Consider the following 18,317-nt stretch of genomic DNA (forward strand, 5'->3'; position numbering starts at 1 on the left):
ATGTCGACCGCCACTCGCGCCGGGACTCGCGCGGACCGCGCGCCCTATGACAGTGGTGCAAGCCAGGCGGATTCCACCACATTCCTGACGATCTATCTCGTCGTGCTGTACGCGATCCCGTCCAATCGCACAATCCACGCCCTGGGTTCAGCGGGGTCGGTCGCCGTGGTCTGGGGTCTCGCCGGGGTCATGCTGTGGTCGCTCTACCGGGTGCAGCGAAGCACTTCCCCGACGCGTCCCATCGTCCGGCCGGTGCGGATTGCACTCTTCCTCTTCCTCTTCGCTGCCCTCGTGAGCTATGTCGCAGCGATGACCCGTGCCCTTCCCGGTGATGAGGTGAGCACCGCGGATACGGGGATGATTCGGCTCGCGGGCTGGGCCGGCATTCTCCTCGTCGCCTCTGACGGCATCCCCAACATCCATCGTTTCCTGGTGTTGATTCGACGCTGTGTGACGGCCGGTGCGCTGGTGGCGAGCCTCGGATTGCTCCAGTTCGTCACAAAGCTCTCTCTCGTCGACTTGATTCCGTCTCCCGGACTCACTGTGGGTGACAGCTACGCGACTCTCGAGACCCGCGGGGGGATCCTCCGTCCGGCCGGTACCTCGAATCATCCGCTCGAGTACGGGCTCATCCTCGCGGTTATCTTCCCGGTGGCGATCACGCTCGCGCTGAGAGAAAAGAATCGGTCCTGGCTTGCGCGCTGGGCGCCTCCCCTGCTCATAGTGCTCGCCCTGCTGCTTTCCGGATCGCGCTCGGCGATCATCGGTCTCGTCGCCGGATCGATCGTGCTCATTCCCACCTGGTCGCGGTCCATTCGATGGGGCTTCGCCCTCGCCGCCGTCGCGATGGTCGGAGTCGCCTATGTCGCATCGCCCCGCTCGATCACGACGCTTCGGTATCTGTTCGTCTCCGTGGGCAATGACCCGAGCGCCGCATCCCGCAGCGACAGTCTCGGCATAGTGATCGAGTTCTTCACGCGCAGCCCGTTCTTCGGCCGAGGCTTCGGAACGTTCCTCCCGCAATATCGCATTCTCGACAACCAATACTTCCTGCTACTCATCGAGGTCGGGCTTCTCGGCGCAATTCTCTTCGTCGCTCTCATCACGACCGCTGCCCTGAGCGCGGGGATCGCCGCCCGTGGCGCCGACGATCCGTTGACCCAGCACGTCGGATTCGCTCTCGTCGGCTCGGTCGTTTCCGGCGGTATCCTGCTCGCTCTCTTCGACGGGCTCTCATTCCCCCAGGCAGCGGGAACGCTGTTTTTCTTCGTCGGATTGTGCGGCGCTTACTGGCGCCTCACTCGTCGCGAAGATGTTGTCAAGGACTCGGCCGATCGGCCGTTGTTCATCGCGGACCGACATTAGAGGTTTATTAGATGATCGAGATTCTTGCGGCTTCCTTCGGGGGCTCACATATGGTGAATAGATTCTTGCCTTTTTCGGACGCGGCTTCGGGTGCCGCACAATCCACAGGGCATGGCGCGTCGGCGACCAACTGTGTCTCCGGCGCATGGAGGAAATCACTGTGAAATTAGAAGGAAAGTTTTCCGGGCTGCGCTGGAAAGGAAAGGCGCTCATCGCAATAGGCGCCGCAGCATGTATCGCGGTTTCGGCAGTCTCGATCGCGTCGGCACACGGGCTGTCCCAGAACCGCACCACCAGCGCCCACACCACGAGTTCGCATCACGCCTGGGGTTCCCACAAGACCCGGCACGGCCAGGCCGCTCGCATCAAAGCAGCGAAGGCCAAGCCGGTGCCCGTCGTCGTGACACCTCCGGTCGCGGCGCCGCCGGTCACCACACCGCCGGTCACCACCCCGCCGGTGGCCGCTCCGCCGGTGTCCGCTCCGCCCGTCGCTCCGGGGCCGTCCACGCCGGTATTCATTCCGGGAGTCTGGCCGACCGCTGCCACCACTGGAGTTCCCGCGGGAACGCGGTTGACCGCATCCGGGAGCCTCACTATCAGGACCGCCGGAACCGTGATCGACGGTCTCGATATCACGGGCGATGTCTCGATCATGGCGCCGAATGTGACCATCAAGAACTCTCGGGTCACCGGACAGATCGACAACGAATCGACGGGCACGCTCATCCAGCGCGTCGAGATCGCTGGGCCAGGAGTCTCCGGCGCTTTCGACGCCGCGGTCGGGTGGAGCAACTTCACCTGCGACGGGTGCAACGTGCACGGGTGGGGCAAGGGCTTCTACATGGTCGACGGGAACGTGACGATCAAGAACTCCTGGGTCCACGATCTCAGCGTCAGCGGAGATCCGGGTAGCGGCGGCAGCCACAACGAGGCGATCTTCACGCAGGGTGGCACGAACTACGTGATCACCGGGAACCGGCTCGACTCGGGTACCGCTCCCAACTTCTCCGCCGCAGTGGCGCTGTACGGCCAGCAGAAGGCCGTGATGAACTCCCTAGTGCAGGGCAACCTCATGAACGGCGGAGGCTACTGCATCTACGCCGGATATGACGCCGGAATCAAGCCGAGCAATGTGAGGTTCCTCGACAACACATTCGGTAATTCCGCCTACTCCTCGTGTGGAAAATATGGACCCGCTGTGGCTTTCTACGCCGGCAACGGTAACCAATGGAGCAACAACGTGATGCTGGGCGGCGCCCTCGTCAGCACGCCGGGTGGTCTCTAGCCCGCGCCGGACACACCACGGGTGGGACGCAGCGACGCTCGGCGCCGATGCGTCCCTCCTTTCGTCTGCGGGTCGTTGGTACAGTGATGCCATGATCGTCCGGAGGCCTGTCGGTGCAATCGTCATCGCGGCCCATAACGAGGCGGCGGTCATCGGGCGATGCCTCGAATCGCTCTTGCCCGTGGGCCGGGTGGCGCCGTTCCAGGTGATCGTGGTCTGCAACGGCTGCACCGACGACACCTCGGAGATCGCGGCACAATTCGACGGGGTGACAGTTCTCGACCTCGAGACCGCCTCGAAGACCGGGGCGTTGCGCGCCGGCGACCTGGCGGCTGTTCCCGGACCCCGAATCTATCTGGATGCCGATGTGGAGATGTCCGAGCGTGCGGCGATCGCCGTGCTGAGCGCGCTCGAGTCGGGGTCCGTACTCGCCGCTCGCCCACCCCTTCGGTTCGACTACTCGTCAGCACGACGGCCCGTTCGGGATTGGTACCGGATTCGGGAGCAACTGCCGTCGATCTCCGAGGTGCTCTGGGGTGCGGGAACGTATGCGCTCTCGGTCGAGGGAAGGGCCCGGTTCGATATCTTCCCCGAAATAGTCTCAGATGACCTGTTCATCGACAATCTCTTCTCAGCCGGCGAGGTCGCGATAGTGCCTACCGATCCGGTCGTGGTTCACACGCCACGGTCGACCTCCGACCTGCTGAAGATCCTCGTACGCACCTATCGCACCCAAGCGGACGTGTCCCGACAGTCGAGCGCCGGTCCGATATCGACCACCCAACGGGGGCAACTGCACGACATCATGGGGCTCCTTCGCCGGCATCCGTCGCTCGGTCCTGCCGCGGTCGTCTACGTGGCGCTCATCACCTTTGCCCGGGCACGAGCGCGAGCGGGCGGCAGCACCGTGCGCTGGGAACGCGACGACAGTTCGCGGCGCTAGGAGCGCGCCCGAACAGCCGCGAGGATTTCGGCGGCGACTACATCCTGTGTCGGCCCCCACCCCTGGCGCACGGATGCGGCGACAGCGCTCAGCTCCGCTTCCGCCGGCCTGTGCTCTACCGCGGCCCCGAGGGCGTCGGCGAGAGCGCCGGGCGTCGCGAGGGACCACTGCACATGCGGATTGGGGAGCACGTCCTTCGCGTACGGCGCCTCGGTGACGATCGGGATGTTGCCGGCGGCGAGCATCTCCTCCGCGACGAGGGTGATGTTGGTGAACGAGATCGCCAATCCTGCCTTCGTGGCGTTGTAGAGCGTGTTCAGCTCGCTCGGATGAAGCCGATTGTGCTGCACCGTCGGGATCGTCCAGTCGTCCGATGCGTCCCCGTAGAGGTGCACGGGCTCCTCGGGATGCCTGCGATGGAATTCCTCGAGAGCGAGCCTCCCCAACAGGTAGCCCCGACGGTCGGACCCCGGTTTCGTGTAATAGACGACTCCCGCTCGCGGTCCGTCGACATTGCTCAGGGAGTAGACCGAGGTGTCGCACCCGAATGGCGCGAGAGCGTGGGGGATCCCCCGGTTCTCGAGTTCCTTCGCGACCAGTTCGCCGAGGGCGATGTTGCGGAACCCGAACCGATAGCTGTCTTCCGCGAGGGCGTACAGGGTGCCGCGTGCATGGAAGAACGGCTCGAAGTCCTGGATGAAGTACAGCCTCGCCGCCGGTCCGGACGACCTCGAAGCGAGCACGTGCGCGCTCTCCCAGGAGCTGGCAACGTAGGCGTCGGCGCCCATGATCCCCTCGGTGGCGTCGCGGATATCGGCAGTGAGTTCTGGCCAGTACTGGCGGATGATGGCAGCGTGACGCTGAAGGTCGCCACCGTGTCGGTCATAGAGGAAGAGCACGCAGCGATGCCCGCGATCCTCCATGCTCTTCACCATCCGGAAGAGGGTGGTGTGCCCGCCGGAGCCGGGCGAGGGCGGAGTGCAGACCCATCCGACGGTGACCGGCCGCGAGTCTCCCGCCGGGAGATCACTCGCGGTGAGGTCGAGTCGGGTCGAGTCCGCGACGTCCTCAGCCAGCAGCGGAAAGTCGAGTGCGCCGACATCGAGCCGGTTGTACAGCCGTCGAACGATGCGACGCCCGGCGTCCGCGGGGCCATTGCGCCGGACGCGTCCGAGGAGTTCGGACACACTGATCCTCGAGCTCATCGGGTTGCCGTCCGGTTCACAGCTGGAACCGATAGGCGGACGGCTGCCCGTCCGCACCGAGCTGTGGTTTGCGGCCCGTGAGGCGATAGCGGGCGGCCATCACCTCGAAATGGATGTCGTGAAGCCACGAGCGTGCGCCATACGTCGCCGAGGCCGTCGCGTAGCACTCGGCGAGCTTCGCCGCCATCTGCTCGAGCCCGAAGTTCTCTGAAGCGAACTCCCTCCCGAAGGCGCCGAGTGTCGTGCGGAGAGAGGCGTCGTCAGCGAGCTCGCGCAAACGGATGACGAGGTCGTCGACAGGAGCCTCGTCCGCGTCATCGCTCCAGAAGCTGTTTCGATACAGGGCAGCAGCACTCGCGCGGGTGAAGGTGCGCGTCCAGCCCTTCTCGCCCTGCACGATGAGCGGGGTTCCGAATGCGAGCGCCCGGGATGCGGATCCACCCATACCGAGCGAAATGTCGGCGGCCGCGTAGGCGGGCCGCGGATTGGAACGCGAGCCGGCGAAGATCACGGCGGTGCGTCCGAGCCGATCATTGACGCCGTCGCCGAGCCCTCGCAGGCGCTCTTCGGCGTCTCCCGTTCCCACCACGACCAGCACCACGCGGTCTCGATCGATCAGTTCCATCGCTTTCACAGCGATCTCGACACTCAGCGCCTTCATCGTGGTGTCGAGTCGTCCGATCAGCACCACAGCGACCTGGTCGGGAGAGATTCCGAGTTCGCGCCGGAACTCTCGTCCGTCCACCACCTCACGGCTGTCCCGCGAGAGGTCGACGGGCGGGCTGATCATCGTGGTCGGGCCGAACCGGTGCTCCTGCTCGTCGAGAAGATAGCCGGTGCCGATGATCAGTTGTGGCGCGGTGAAGGTGTCGGGGCTCAGCGCCATCTCGTAGTCGGTGAGAACCAGCGGACGACGACCGAACCGACTTGGTCCCCAGTAGGCCGGCCGCGCGGCCCATGGGCCGTACACGTGCACGATGTCCGCGCCGAGAGAGCGCGCGCGCGAGCTGAGCATCCGTGCTCCCTGCATCACCGTTGCGGGTCGGTCGAACGCCTCGAGCCGCACCCCTCGCTCTGCCGCTACATCGAAGAGCGACGGCCCGTCGGGAAGCGAATCACGCGGGCCCATCAGGATGGAGTCGTAGCCGTGGCGTTCGACGACGTGCGCGAAGTCCACGGCATTCAGCTCGGTACCGCGGATGCCGAGGCTGTTGAGCTGTACGAGAACGGTCTTGCGTGCCGTGGTCGCCATCAGGCTTTCGCCTCCGGCCCCGTTGATTCCCGCGGGGCGGGGGCATGCCTGGGCGCAGCGCGAAGGGCATCGACAATGCGACCGGCGACATGCGCCCAGCTCGCTGTCGAGGCCGCCGCCGACGCCCGTGTGCCCATGGCCCGGGCCGTTTCGGGGTCGGCCAGTCGCAGCATCGCGTCCGCCAGCGCTGTTTCGTCGGCGGGATGGACAGAGATCGCCGCGTCGCCGAGGACCTCCCCCGCGCCGCCCTCCGCGGAGGCGATGACGGGCAGCCCGGCCGATGCCGCTTCCATGTAGGCGATCGGTGAGAGATCGTATCGACTGGGGAGGACGAACGCGGTGGAGGTCGCGAACAGAGCGTCGAGGAGCGCTTGGGATGCAGTGTCTTCCCGGGCGAGGAAACCATGATCGCGAACACCCTCCTCCGTCACGAGCGGGTGTCTGCCGACCAGGTCGAGCGTCGCGGAAGGGAAGCTCTCCCGCACCGTGCGGAATGCCCGGAGCACAGCATCGCCGTTCTTGCGCTGCCAGTCGACGCCGACGAAGAGAAAGCGCGGAATCGACCAATCCCGTTCGCCTTCCGGCGGTGCAGAACGCGGCCGGTGCCCCATCCCCACGACGACGACTCGATCGGCGGGAACACCGTAGTCCTCGATGAACGATCCCGCCGCATAGTTGGTAGCCACGCAACACACCGTTGCCGCCCGAGCCGACTTGGCCTGGCGTTCGAACCAGAGTTTCACCTCGCGTTCCGGAAAGCCAGACTCGCGGATATCGGAATCCGGATTGCACCACATCTGTAGGAGAGTCCCATCATCGAAGGTGGCGACTGGGACACCGGGGGGCAGAACGGCTTCCAGATCGAACATCTCAAGGCCCATCGCGATGATCCCGTCAAGGTTCGCCGCATTTTCGGCGACGCGGCGGGAAAGCATGCGCGTTCGGGAATATTGACGCACCAGGGTGCGATCCGCCACTGCGCCGCGTTTGCCGCCGATCCTCGACAACACCGCAACAGCCTGATGGATGCCAATGGGGAGCTTTGTCCCGAGCGGAATCACCTCGATGCCGAGAGCGCGAAGTCCACCGGCAAGGCCGTGGGGCGAGCCAGACCAGTTGCCCGGCGAGAGGGGGTCTCGATTGGGATAGAGGAGTCCGATTTTCACGACATACTCATTTCGTTGACGTTCGGGCCAGTACCCAGGCGCTCGGACGCCCGACCTGATTCATGACAGCGCTGACGACCCTGTGCCGGGCGAGGCCACCCGGCATCACCGCCTGCACGAGGGGAGCAGTCAGCACCACGTACACGGCAACGGCGGCGAGTCCTCCGACGAGCAGTTTCAGGGGATCCCCGGGGAGCAACAACGCGACCGACCACGCTGCGACTCCGGCAGCAGCGGCCGCGAGCGCCGGCCAGAGCATCGCTCGAAGGATCAGCACTGGGCCGGTACCGATCGCCCGTCTGATCGCGAGCACGTAGAGCGGGAAGGTCGCGAGCAGAATGACGACGATATGGGCGACACCCACCCCGATAAGGCCCCCGAGAGTCACTCCGGCCCACATCGCCGGCACCAGGCATACGATCGCGAGCGCCTGCACGAGGAAGAGGATCCCGGTCCGTCCCGCCGAGATGATGACATTGGCGAGAAGGAGGCAGATGACCGAGATGACACCGTAGACCGCCAGCACCCCGAGCACCGGGGCCGCGCTCGCCCATTTGTGGCCGTAGATCGTGACGACAAGGGGCGTCGCGAGGGCGATGGTCACCGCGCCGATCGGGCAGGCGACAAAGGCGACCGTGCGGACCGCGCCACGCAGCGCATCCGGGACATCTCCACCCTTCGCGCGCACGTGTGAGAAAGCGGGAAGCACGATGCCGTTGAGGATGGTGCCGATAACCGCGGTGGACCACATCGAGATGTTGAACGCCAGGTTGTAGAGCCCGACATCGGAAAGCGTGAGAAATCGCCCGACGAACACGTAGTCGATGTTGAGCAACACATTACTGAGCACGTTCGCGAATGCGAGAGGGAGTCCGAAGCGCAGCAGGGGACGCAGCAGTTTCGCCGAGAACCCGGGGAGGTAGCGCTTGCTCACACCGAGAGTCATGATCGTGCCCATCACGATCTGGCCGATCACCCGCGACCAGGCGAACGCGACGGCCCCGTCGCCGAGAAGCGCGATGACGATGAGCACGATGCTGGAAGGCACGAACGAGATCGCGGTGGCCTTGAACACGACATCTTGGCGGAACTCCCGCTGGAGTTGCGCACCCGGCACAGCAAACGGCCCGATCATCGCGACACACAGGGCCATGATCCGGATCGGCACAGCGGCATCCGCAGAACCCAGTGCCGTGGCGATCGGCACGGCGAAGACCGCGACTGCGCTCGCGAGGAGAAGACTGGTCGCGATAGAGATCGTGGCGATCGTCGGCGCGATCTCGTCCGGGTCGAGGTCGGAGCGGGCGATCGCCGACGAGACCCCTAGCTCGGCCAAGCTCACGACGATCCCGTAGATAACCAGGGTCAGGGCGAATATGCCCAGTTCCTCGGGTGCCACGATTCGTGCAACCACCGCGGTGAGCGCGATGTTGGCGAACCGGAGAAAGATCGAGCTACCACCAGCCCAAAATGCGCCGCGACGCACCTTGTCTGTCAGGGACAGGTCGGGAAGCTGGGCGTCGGCGGGGTTCTCCTGCGCGTTCAGCGACATGACACGAGTACCTCGATCACCCGGTCCTGCTGTTCGGCGGTCAGTCCCGGGTAGATCGGCAACGAGAGGATGAGCGACGCGGTGGACTCCGCAGTCGGAAAGGATCCGCGCGGAAAGCGCTCGTTCGCGAATGCGGGCACAAGGTGCACCGGAAGGGGGTAGTGGATGCCGGCACCCACACCGGCAACGTTCATCTCGGCGACCACACGGTCCCGATCGGCGACCCGCACGATGTACTGGTGGAAGACGTGTTCGTTGCCGTCGAGCGTGACCGGAGTCTGCACCCCCGCGACATCCGAAAGCAATTGCGTATACCGGGTCGCGATCGCCCGGCGCTCGGCATTCCAGTCGTCGAGGTGCTTGAGCTTAGCCGACAGCACAACCGCCTGAAGCGTATCGAGCCGGGAGTTGGTGCCCACGACGATGTGCTCGTATTTGCGAAGTCCACCGTGGCTGCCGATGGTCCGTGCAAGGCGCGCGAACTCGGCCGAGTTCGTGAGCACAGCGCCTGCATCACCGTAGGCACCGAGATTCTTGCCGGGGTAGAAGCTCGTTCCGCCCACATCACCGAGCGATCCCGCCCGGCGTCCGTGATAGCGCGCCCCCTGCGCCTGGGCCGCATCTTCGACGACGACGACGTCCCGGTCGCCGATCACAGCCCTGATGCCGTCGACATCGGCGGTCTGGCCGTACAGGTGCACGGCGACGACAGCCCGGGTGCGCGGGGATAGTTGCTCGCGAAGGCTCTCGAGATCGAGAAGATACGTCTCGTCGCAGTCCCCGAACACAATGGTCGCTCCTGCGCGGACGACGGCCTCGGCCGTCGCGACGAAAGTGTTCGCGGGCACGATCACCTCATCCCCCGGTCCGATGCCGGCGGCACGAAGGGCGAGCTCGATGGCATCCGTTCCGTTTGCGACACCGACGACATGCTCGATGCCGCAGTATTCGGCGAACTGCGATTCGAAGGCAGCGACATCCGGTCCCTGGATGAAGCTCGTCGCGCTGATCACGCGGTCGAATCCCTCTCGGATCTCGTCGGCGACCTGCGCGTGCTGGAGAGAGAGATCGAGCATGGGGACGAGGGTCATGAGCCTTCTCCTGATACGGATTCATCGGCGAACTGCTGAAGAACTCGCGCGAGGGGGATGGCGGGAACCCCCGCCCACGTTTCATTATCGGGAAGATCCCGCAGCAATACAGCACCCATTCCGAGGGTGCTGTAGCTGCCGACCGTGACGTGCTGGCGGACCGACGAGTTCATTCCGAGGTAGGCGCCACGGCCCACTCTCGCGCCCCCGCCGAGTGCCACCCCGGCCGCGATCGTGGCGAAGTCTTCGATGACATCATCGTGGGTGAGGGTGACGCCGGGCATGATCACGACGTGACGGCCCACCGTCACGTCGGCGGTGAGGGTGACATTCGCAAGCAGGATCGACCCCGGCCCGATCGGGCTGCCACTCGGATTTCGCACGCTGGGATCGATCACCGTGGCAAAACTGGCGTCCCCGAAACCCTGGCCGCGGAGTCGCTCGGCGATCCGCTCCCGAGCCGCGCCGGAGCCTACACACAGCAGGGGCCGGACATCGGGGAAACGGAAGAGATCGTCGATCGCTCCCAGCACGGGGACGCCATCGAATTCCCGCCCGAGCCCGGCTGCATCGTCGTCGACGAGTGCGAAGGGGCCGCCGTTGCCGGTCTCCCTGAGCACGGTGAGAACCTCTCTCGCAAGCCCGCTTGCGCCCACTAGGACCACCTGTTCCATGTCAGGCCACTCCACCCGCCGACCGGATCGACATGATGACCCGCTCGCGATCGGACTCTTCGAACTGGTGATACAACGGGAGGATGAGGGTGTTGTCGGTAAGGCGTTCCGTGACGCTCAGGTCGGCCGTACCGGCGTCCGCGCCCGCGTAGGCCGGCTGGCGGTGCGCGGCCATGATTCCGCGGCGGGCGGAGATCTCGTCGCCGGCCAGGTGTTCGAGGAGTCCGTCACGGGTCAGCGGGAAGGCGGGGAGCACCTCGATCCAGAAGGACTGGAAGTTGCTTGTGCCCCATGAAGGATCGGTGAGGATGCGGAGTCCGGGCACGTCTGCGAGCCGGGCGCTGTACTCGGCAACGTTCGCACGACGCCGGGCGACCGCAAGCGGCAGCCGACCGAGCTGAACCAGTCCCATCGCGGCCTGGAGGTCCGTCATCCGGAAGTTGTAGCCCACCTCGTTGTACTGCTCGGGGGGCGAGAGGATGCTGGAGTGTCGATCGGCCGCCGAGACGCTCATCGCGTGTTCACGCAGGATGCGGGCTCGAGCCGCCCACTCCCCGTTCGAGCTCGTGAGCATCCCCCCCTCACCTGTCGTGAGGATCTTGCGAGGATGGAAGGACCACGCGGTCAGCTCAGCCCCGGCACCGACCGGGCGTCCGCGATAGGTCGATCCGGCGCCGCAGGCCGCATCCTCGATCACGACGATTCCCCGGGGATCGCAGAGAGCCCTGATGGGTTCGAGGTCGACCGGAACTCCGCCTTGGTCCACCACGATGACAGCGCGTGTCGCATCGGTCAGCGCGGCGGCAATGGTGATTGCCGTCACGTTGCCCGTGAGCGGATCGACATCGGCGAAGACGGGCCGCGCCCCCACGTAGACGGGAGCGTTCGACGTGGCGATGAAGGAGAACGACGGAACCACCACGTCGTCACCGGCGCCGATTCCCGCGACCACAAGAGCGAGATGGAGTGCGGTGGTGCAGTTGGACGTGGCAACGGCATGTTCGGCCTGCATCGCTTCTGCAAAAGCGGATTCGAACGCCGCGACCTTCGGTCCCTGGGCCACCCAGCCGGATTCGATCACCTCGGTCACCGCGGCGATCTCTTCCGCGCCCATCCACGGCTTCATCACGTTGATTCGCGTCACGCGGCTGCCTCCGGGCGTCCGGCCGCGATCTCGTCGCGAAGAGGAGTCCACCACTCGACGAGTTGGCGCAGACCCTCCTCGAGCTCAACACGGGTCTCGAATCCCAGGTCACGACGAGCGCTCGACGTGTCAGCAAGCCTTCGCTCGACCCCGTTCACCGCGCGCGCCGGGCCGTGCTCTACCGAGAGCTCAGAGTCCATCGCGCGCAGAAGCGACTCTGCGAGCCCAAGAAGGCTGGTCTCGGATCCGCTCGCCACGTTGTACACCCCTTCCCGGATGTCACTCGATGCCGCGAGGATGTTGGCGCGGGCGATGTCGGTGGTGAAGACGAAGTCCATGGTCTGGAGTCCGTCACCGAAAATGAGCGGCGGTTTTCCGTCGACGATCCGTTCCATCCACCGCACCAGCACCTCGGTGTACAGGCCGTGCACATCCATCCGCGGTCCATAGACGTTGAAGTATCGAAGCGCCACATAGTCGATATCGTTCATCGCACGGAAACTGCGGATCATGCCCTCGTTGAATGACTTGGCCGCTCCGTAAAAGGTGTCGTTGTTGTGGTGATGGTGGCGCTCCCCGGTGGGGAACTCCTCGGCCATTCCGTAGACGGATGCGCTGGACGCGGTGATGATCTTGTCGACCTTGTTGGCCACGGCGGCCTCGAAAACATTGAAGGTGCCGTCGACGAGAACCTCGAGGGCGAGTCTCGGGTCCTCGGCACACTGGGTGATTCGGATCGCAGCCTGATGAAAGACCAGATCCTTTCCGCGGGTGACGTCGTTCACCAGGTCACGGTCCCGGATGTCGCCGTCGACGATCGTGACCAGCCCGGAGGTCATCGCCGGCTCGAGGTTTCCGAGTCGACCCCGCACGAAGTTGTCGAGCACATCGACATGCGCGACACCGGCATCGAGAAGCTGGTCGACGAGCGTCGACCCGATGGTCCCCGCCCCTCCCGTCACGAGCACATTCGCGCCTGCGAGTTCGGTCATTTTGCTGCCTCCACCAGTACGGGCGCGCCGTCGAGACTTCCGGTCTCGACAGGCGCCATGTTTCCTGCGTCCGCCAGGCTGCGGCTCGCTGCTTCGAGAACCGAGAGGACACGGAGGCCCGCGTGGCCGTCCGTTCTCGCCGGTCGACCATCACGGATGCTCGAGGCGAACTCCGTTGCCATCGCTCCCAAAGCTTCGTGTTCGGGGAGAGCGGGCGACCAAGTGTCGCCGAGACGATACGAGACGGTCGACGCGCGTCGATCGGCATTGTCGCTCGACTGCTGGGCGAGGTCGACGCCGCGGTCGTAGATGCTGAGTCTCTGCTGGGGATTGAGGTCATCCCAGACGAGGGTCTGCTTCGTGCCACCGACGATCATGCTGCGGATCTTGGTGGGGCTCAGCCAATTCACGTGGACGTGGGCGATCGCCCCGTTCTGAAGGGGCACCGTGAGGTACCCGATGCAGGACTTGCCGGCTCCGAGAGGGTCCGCGCCCTGGGCGGACACCGCCTGCGGGCGCAATCCACCGGGCAGGATGAAGTCGATGATCGAAAGGTCGTGGGGGGCGAGGTCCCAGAAGACGTCCACATCAGGCTGCACGAGCCCCAGATTGATTCGTACGGAGTCGATGAAGAGGATCTCTCCCAGGGCACCGCTTGCCACGAGTTCGCGGATCTTGAGCACCGCCGGCGTGTAGCAATAGGTGTGGTCGGCCATGAGCGTGAGGCCACGTTCGGATGCTCCGGCCACCATTTCGGCGGCGTGCAGGCGGCTGTCGGCCAGCGGCTTCTCGACGAGCGCATGCTTGCCCGCGCGCAGGGCCGCCATCACCACGGGGTGGTGAGTGCGGGCGGGAGTGGCTACGGCTATCGCGTCCAGGTCGTCGCGGGCCAGCAATGCGGCGAGGTCGGTGTAGACGTCGACGTGTCCGACCCGCGCCGAGAGCTTCTCCGCGCGTTCCCGGTCGAGATCGCAGATGGCAAGCAGTTCCCAGTCCGCACTCGAACTGAAATTACGAGCGAGATTCGGACCCCAGTATCCGGCCCCGACCACTGCGACAGTGAATTTATCCGTCATTACTCCCCCATATCAAAAACTATTTCGAGGGCTCGGGCGGCATCAGCACACCCCCGCCTCACGATACTGCGGGAGTGAAGCTCACGTCCACGAAGTAGTTGGTCGCGCCATACGTTCCCGTCGGATAGCCCCCCGAGGCTCCGTAGAGATAAAGCCCATTCGTCGTAGCACCCGCGGTGAGCACGCCGGCGGTCTTCGCCGTGGAGAAGTAATTGGATGTGTATGAATAGCGGCCGAGAGGAGCCAGGTAGGAGACGACATACTTTTGGCCCGCAGTCAGGGCGACCGGTGTGGAGAGAGCGGCACTCTGCCAGCCTGTTGCCGTTTCTGCGGAGAAGGTCACCGTGGCCAGCAATGTGCCGGTCGGGGACCACAGGTGGCCAACGTGCATGCCGCCGTTTCCGGTGCCCTTGTAGAACTGGATCGCCGTCACCGAGCCCGGAGAGGACGGGGTGAACGACATCCCGAGCTCGACCGCCGCCGAGTCGTTCGCCGCCGCGACCGCCGGTGTCTCGGTCGAGAAGAACGAGACCGGCGCACCGGGAGTCGGTGTCGGGGTAGGCGTCGGTGTCGGGGTAGGTGTCGGTGTCGGAGTAGGCGTCGGAGTAGGAGTCGGAGTAGGCGTCACACTGCTCGAGAACACCAGATCCACGAAGTAGTTCGTCGCCTGGTAGCTGCCCGTCGGGAATCCGCCTGACGCTCCGTAGAGATAAAGGCCATTGGTAGTGGCGCCCGCCGTGAGCGCTCCGACGGTCTTGGCAGACGAGAAGTAGTTCGCGGTGTAGGAATAGTGGCCCTGGGGCGCCAGGTACGACACCACGTACTTCACACCCGCTGTCAACGCGAGGGGGGTCGACAGCGAGGCTGATTGCCACCCTGTCGCCGTCTCGCCAGTGAAAGTGACCGTGGCAAGTAGCGAACCCGTCGAGGACCACAGGTGACCCGTGTGGGTGCCGAGGTTGCCGGTGCCCTTGAAGAACCGGATCGCAGTGACGGTTCCAGCGACCGACGGAGTGAACGACATTCCGAGCTCAACCGGGGACGAGTCGTTGGTGGCCGCCAGCACTGTCGGGGTCTCAGCAGAGAAGAACGAGGTCTGCGTCGTCGTGCTCGTGGTGTCTGCGGTGGTGAACGCCCATGTCTGGGTCGCCAACGAGGCACCCCCGGTCGAAACTACGCCAGAGAGCACCATCTGTACCGAAGCATTGTTGGGCAGCGTCGAGGTCGGGGTGAAGGTGAGAGTCGTGCCATCCGTTGACTGTCTCGTCGTTCCGGCGATGGCGCCCCCGCTGCTGCTGGCGGCCAGAGAGTATCCCGCTGCCACAGGCGCCGAAAGCACCACCTTCACCGCGGTGCCGCGATCGACCGTCGTCGCCCCGGAGGCCGGGGTCTGGCTGACCACGGAGATCGCAGGCGGAGGGTTGTTGAACACGACGTCGACGAGATAGTTCGTCGTCGACTGGTTCGACGGGAACGACCCGGAGTACGAATATGCTCCGGCGGAACTCGCGGTCTGCAGCGGTCCCTTGGTCACCGCCGCGGCGAATCCGCCCGGCGTGAGCGAGTAGTTACCGCTCGTCGTGCTGTACGAGGCGACATAAAGTCCTCCGGCGGTGACCGCAACGGGGCTGGAGAACATGACGGTCTGCCAGCCAGACGTCGACTCATTGGCGAAGGTCGCCGTGGCGAGCAGGGTGCCGTCCCAGGTGTACAACGACCCCGTGTGCGTGCCGGTATTGCCGGCTCCCTTGTAGAACTCGACCCCGCTGATCACTCCGGCGGAGGTCGGGCTGAATCGCACGCCAAGGCTCAACGCGGCATTCGGGTCACCGGCCTGCAGCACCGTCGGCACCACAGAGTCATCGAACAGGCCGCAGGGGCAGACTCCGTTCACACTGGCGGGCTTCACCGTTGTGAAGCTCCAGGTTGCGCCGTTCGAGACGGGCATCCCGGTGGTGTCCTGCGCGCTGAGCTTCACGCTGTACTTCACGAAACCCTTGAGTGCTGCGGCGGGAGTGAACGTCGCGTTCTGGGTCGACGGGTCGTAGACGGTCGTACCGGAGACCGCAAGGCCGGTGGGGTCGAGCACCGAGAACGACACCGACGGAGCCGACACCACCTTCGAGAGGTGCGCGCTGATCGTGGTGCTCGCTGGAACGCTCGACGATCCGTCGAGAGGCCACTGGTTGGTGGCGACGAGAGCCGACGCATCCGAGGTCGCAAAGACCGCATCCACGAAGTAGTTGGTCGCCTGGTAGCTGGATGCGGGGAAGCCGCCGAGTGTGCCGTAAACCCCTGCTGAAGCAGCGCCGAAACCGCCCGCTGTTGTGAGCGGTCCGGCCGTGTTCCCTCGGTAGCCCCAGTAGTAGGCCTCGGCAGAATAGTGGCCCTTCGGTGACGAGTAGGACACCGTGTACGTGGTTCCCGCGGTGACGACCACCGGGGTGGCGAACTTGGCCGTCTGCCATCCGCTCGCCGACTCACCCGAGAACGCGACGGTGGCCAGACGAACGCCCGCGCCTGACCAGAGGGAGCCGGAATGGCTGCCGGTGTTGGCGGCGCTCTTGTAGAAGCGCACCCCGGACACATAGCCATCGGCAGCGGGAGTGAACTTCAGACCGAGCTCATTAGCACCGCCGTCACCGCTGTCAACCGTCTTCGGAACGACGTTGCCGAGTACGGAGAACGGTCCGGCGACAGTGACGGTGACGGATGTCGGCGTGCTCGAGTAGTTGGCACTGTCATCCACCGCGTGCACCTGAATTGCCTGGGCGCCGGCACCCTGCTGCAGGTACGTGTACGACCACGATGTCGTTCCGGTGGCGAGATGCCAGGACGCTCCGCGGTCCGTGGACACCTCGACGCCTGCGACGACACCCCCGACATCGGATGCCGTGCCCGTGACCGTGATACTGGCTCCGTTCACGACAGCCGCATTGGCGGCGGGACTCGTGATGGTCGCCGTGGGAGGGGTCACGTCCGAGCTTGCTGACGCGGGAACCAGCGTGGAGTCCAGCGAGCCCGGCTGCGCGCCCATGTCGGCAAGGAGGTTGACCTCGGCCTGGATCATGCGCTTGTCTGCGGGGGCGCCTGCACCGTCGTGGGTCTGGTCGAGACCCCAGGTCCACTGGATGGAGCCGGCCGAGAAGACCAGTGCGCCGCTGGCGGCACGGTAGAGCGTCAGGTTATGCGTTGTCGTACCCGGCAGGACGTTCTTGCCGAAATCCTGCAAGTACTGCGGAGTTGGGCCGACGGTGGTGGACAGATGCACGAGACCGGGCTGGCGGAACCCGTTGTCGACATCCTCATCAGACTCGTAGCCGATCGTGTGGGGCGCAAGAGCAGCCGTCGTTCCCGCCGCGAGGGATGTCAGCGTGGTGTTGCGCCAGAGCCGTGTCTTGCCTTCGGCCGCCGAGACGGTGACGGGCAGGTCGCTGAAGTTCGCCATGTACTGCGTGCCGGTGAGCGCGTTCTCCGGGAGTCCGGCGCCGTTCGCCTGGGAGGCGAACCTCGGATCGCGCCACGTTCCGGTCCAGGTCGGACTCGGATCGATCTTCCCGGCAGGATCAGCCCAGGTCTCCTTGTACGACGTGATGGTGCGGTAGGGCACACTCGTGCCACTGGTCGACGAGTTCTCGTACCGGGTGTGCCAGTACGCCTCGTTTCCGGAGAGGAACTGCATGTTGACGCCCGCATCGCGCGCGGCTTCGACATTGGCGCGCTGGCCCGTCGACCAGTACTCATCATGGCCGACCGACAGGAACACCTTGTGGTTTGTGAGCGCGGACCCGAATCGATCGGTGTCTACGCCGCTGAAATAGCTGACGTCGTACCCGTTCTTCTCGAGGAACCGCACCATGGGGTATTCGTTCGCGAAGTAGAAGTCGCGACCGTCACTTGCTCCACGCGTCACGACCGGACGGTTGTAGCTGATCTTGTAGGCGCGTCCCACGCCGGCACCCTGGTAGAAGTTGGCGCCACCGTAGGAGTTGTAGGCCTGCCAAGTGGGATCGGAAGTCTGGAACAGAACGGCCGCGTGACTGGAGATATCGCGCACGATGAAGGTGATCTGGCTCGTGCCGCCGGTATCGGCGCGCTTGAGAAGCGCGATGTAGACGCCGGAAACGGCATCGGAGGGCACATTCCATGTCGCCGAGAGACCCCAGTTGCCACAGTCGTAGAGCTGCGTCGTGTTGTCGGTTATGCACTGCGGCTGCGTCTGCGGCAGCGTCGCAGACGGCGTCACGGTGGCGATCTGGCGTGCCCCGAGCCCCTGGTAGTAACCGGTCCGGTAGATGGTGATCGAGTACGCGCGAGCCGGCGTGTCGATCTTGAAGCCGATGCTGGAGCCGACGTTGACGCTGATGTCGGTCGAGAAGCCCTGGATGCTCGAGTCGCCGGCGCCATCGATGTCCCAGACGGACGGATCCGTTCCCGGCTTGCTGTTCTCACAGACGATTGGGTTGACGCCGGGGGCGCAGGTGGAAGCTGCACTGACGCGGGTGACGTCGGTGAGCAGTAGAAGGGACAGCACCATTGTGAGGGTTGTGCCGAGAGCGGCCAGAATCCAAA

13 protein-coding genes are annotated in these 18,317 nt (G+C 65.1%); 3 read left to right on the top strand and 10 right to left on the bottom strand.

All coding sequences use genetic code 11. The annotated features are described in order from the left end of the window. The 3 genes from ACVXZ4_RS16950 to ACVXZ4_RS16960 all read left to right on the top strand — a co-directional run bounded on the left by ACVXZ4_RS16950 (position 1) and on the right by ACVXZ4_RS16960 (position 3,593). Entirely contained in the window at positions 1 to 1,365 is a 1,365-nt protein-coding gene (locus tag ACVXZ4_RS16950; RefSeq protein ID WP_461795955.1) for an O-antigen ligase family protein, read from the top strand. A 160-nt stretch (positions 1,366 to 1,525) separates the two neighbouring features. Next, positions 1,526 to 2,650 carry a right-handed parallel beta-helix repeat-containing protein gene (locus ACVXZ4_RS16955; RefSeq protein ID WP_461795956.1) on the top strand — a complete coding sequence of 375 codons (1,125 nt, stop codon included), beginning with the start codon at positions 1,526 to 1,528 and terminating at the stop codon, positions 2,648 to 2,650. Positions 2,651 to 2,741: 91 nt separating this feature from the next. After that, positions 2,742 to 3,593: a glycosyltransferase gene (locus ACVXZ4_RS16960; RefSeq protein WP_461795957.1), complete on the top strand. Its 852-nt coding sequence runs from the start codon at positions 2,742 to 2,744 to the stop codon at positions 3,591 to 3,593. Here ACVXZ4_RS16960 and ACVXZ4_RS16965 read toward each other — a convergent pair. The 10 genes from ACVXZ4_RS16965 to ACVXZ4_RS17010 all read right to left on the bottom strand — a co-directional run bounded on the left by ACVXZ4_RS16965 (position 3,590) and on the right by ACVXZ4_RS17010 (position 18,282). Further along, entirely contained in the window at positions 3,590 to 4,780 is a 1,191-nt protein-coding gene (locus ACVXZ4_RS16965; RefSeq protein ID WP_461795958.1) for a glycosyltransferase family protein, read from the bottom strand. The genes ACVXZ4_RS16960 and ACVXZ4_RS16965 overlap by 4 nt on opposite strands. A 34-nt stretch (positions 4,781 to 4,814) precedes the next feature. Beyond that, the gene (locus tag ACVXZ4_RS16970) at positions 4,815 to 6,050 is read right to left on the bottom strand and encodes a glycosyltransferase family 4 protein (protein WP_461795959.1); all 1,236 of its coding nucleotides are present in this window, start codon (positions 6,048 to 6,050) and stop codon (positions 4,815 to 4,817) included. Beyond that, entirely contained in the window at positions 6,050 to 7,111 is a 1,062-nt protein-coding gene (locus tag ACVXZ4_RS16975; protein ID WP_461795960.1) for a glycosyltransferase family 4 protein, read from the bottom strand. The genes ACVXZ4_RS16970 and ACVXZ4_RS16975 overlap by 1 nt, the downstream gene beginning before the upstream one ends. Positions 7,112 to 7,223: 112 nt before the next feature. Further along, positions 7,224 to 8,768 (bottom strand): oligosaccharide flippase family protein, encoded by a 1,545-nt coding sequence (locus tag ACVXZ4_RS16980; protein ID WP_461795961.1) that lies wholly within the window; start codon positions 8,766 to 8,768, stop codon positions 7,224 to 7,226. Continuing rightward, positions 8,759 to 9,859 (bottom strand): DegT/DnrJ/EryC1/StrS family aminotransferase, encoded by a 1,101-nt coding sequence (locus tag ACVXZ4_RS16985; RefSeq protein ID WP_461795962.1) that lies wholly within the window; start codon positions 9,857 to 9,859, stop codon positions 8,759 to 8,761. Before ACVXZ4_RS16985 ends, ACVXZ4_RS16980 begins: the two co-directional genes overlap by 10 nt. Beyond that, positions 9,856 to 10,479, bottom strand: coding sequence for an LbetaH domain-containing protein (locus ACVXZ4_RS16990; protein WP_461795963.1), 624 nt, complete (start codon positions 10,477 to 10,479; stop codon positions 9,856 to 9,858). The genes ACVXZ4_RS16985 and ACVXZ4_RS16990 overlap by 4 nt, the downstream gene beginning before the upstream one ends. A 55-nt stretch (positions 10,480 to 10,534) precedes the next feature. Then, entirely contained in the window at positions 10,535 to 11,659 is a 1,125-nt protein-coding gene (locus ACVXZ4_RS16995) for a DegT/DnrJ/EryC1/StrS family aminotransferase (protein ID WP_461798016.1), read from the bottom strand. 14 nt (positions 11,660 to 11,673) lie between these two features. Further along, on the bottom strand, positions 11,674 to 12,669 hold the full coding sequence (locus ACVXZ4_RS17000; protein WP_461795964.1) for an NAD-dependent epimerase/dehydratase family protein: 996 nt from the start codon (positions 12,667 to 12,669) through the stop codon (positions 11,674 to 11,676). Continuing rightward, positions 12,666 to 13,745, bottom strand: a complete 1,080-nt coding sequence (locus ACVXZ4_RS17005) for a Gfo/Idh/MocA family protein (RefSeq protein ID WP_461795965.1) — start codon at positions 13,743 to 13,745, stop codon at positions 12,666 to 12,668. Before ACVXZ4_RS17005 ends, ACVXZ4_RS17000 begins: the two co-directional genes overlap by 4 nt. 58 nt (positions 13,746 to 13,803) lie before the next feature. Then, on the bottom strand, positions 13,804 to 18,282 hold the full coding sequence (locus ACVXZ4_RS17010) for a DUF4082 domain-containing protein (RefSeq protein ID WP_461798017.1): 4,479 nt from the start codon (positions 18,280 to 18,282) through the stop codon (positions 13,804 to 13,806). Positions 18,283 to 18,317 lie beyond the last annotated feature (35 nt).

The sequence above is a fragment of the Lacisediminihabitans sp. FW035 genome, assembly GCF_054880895.1.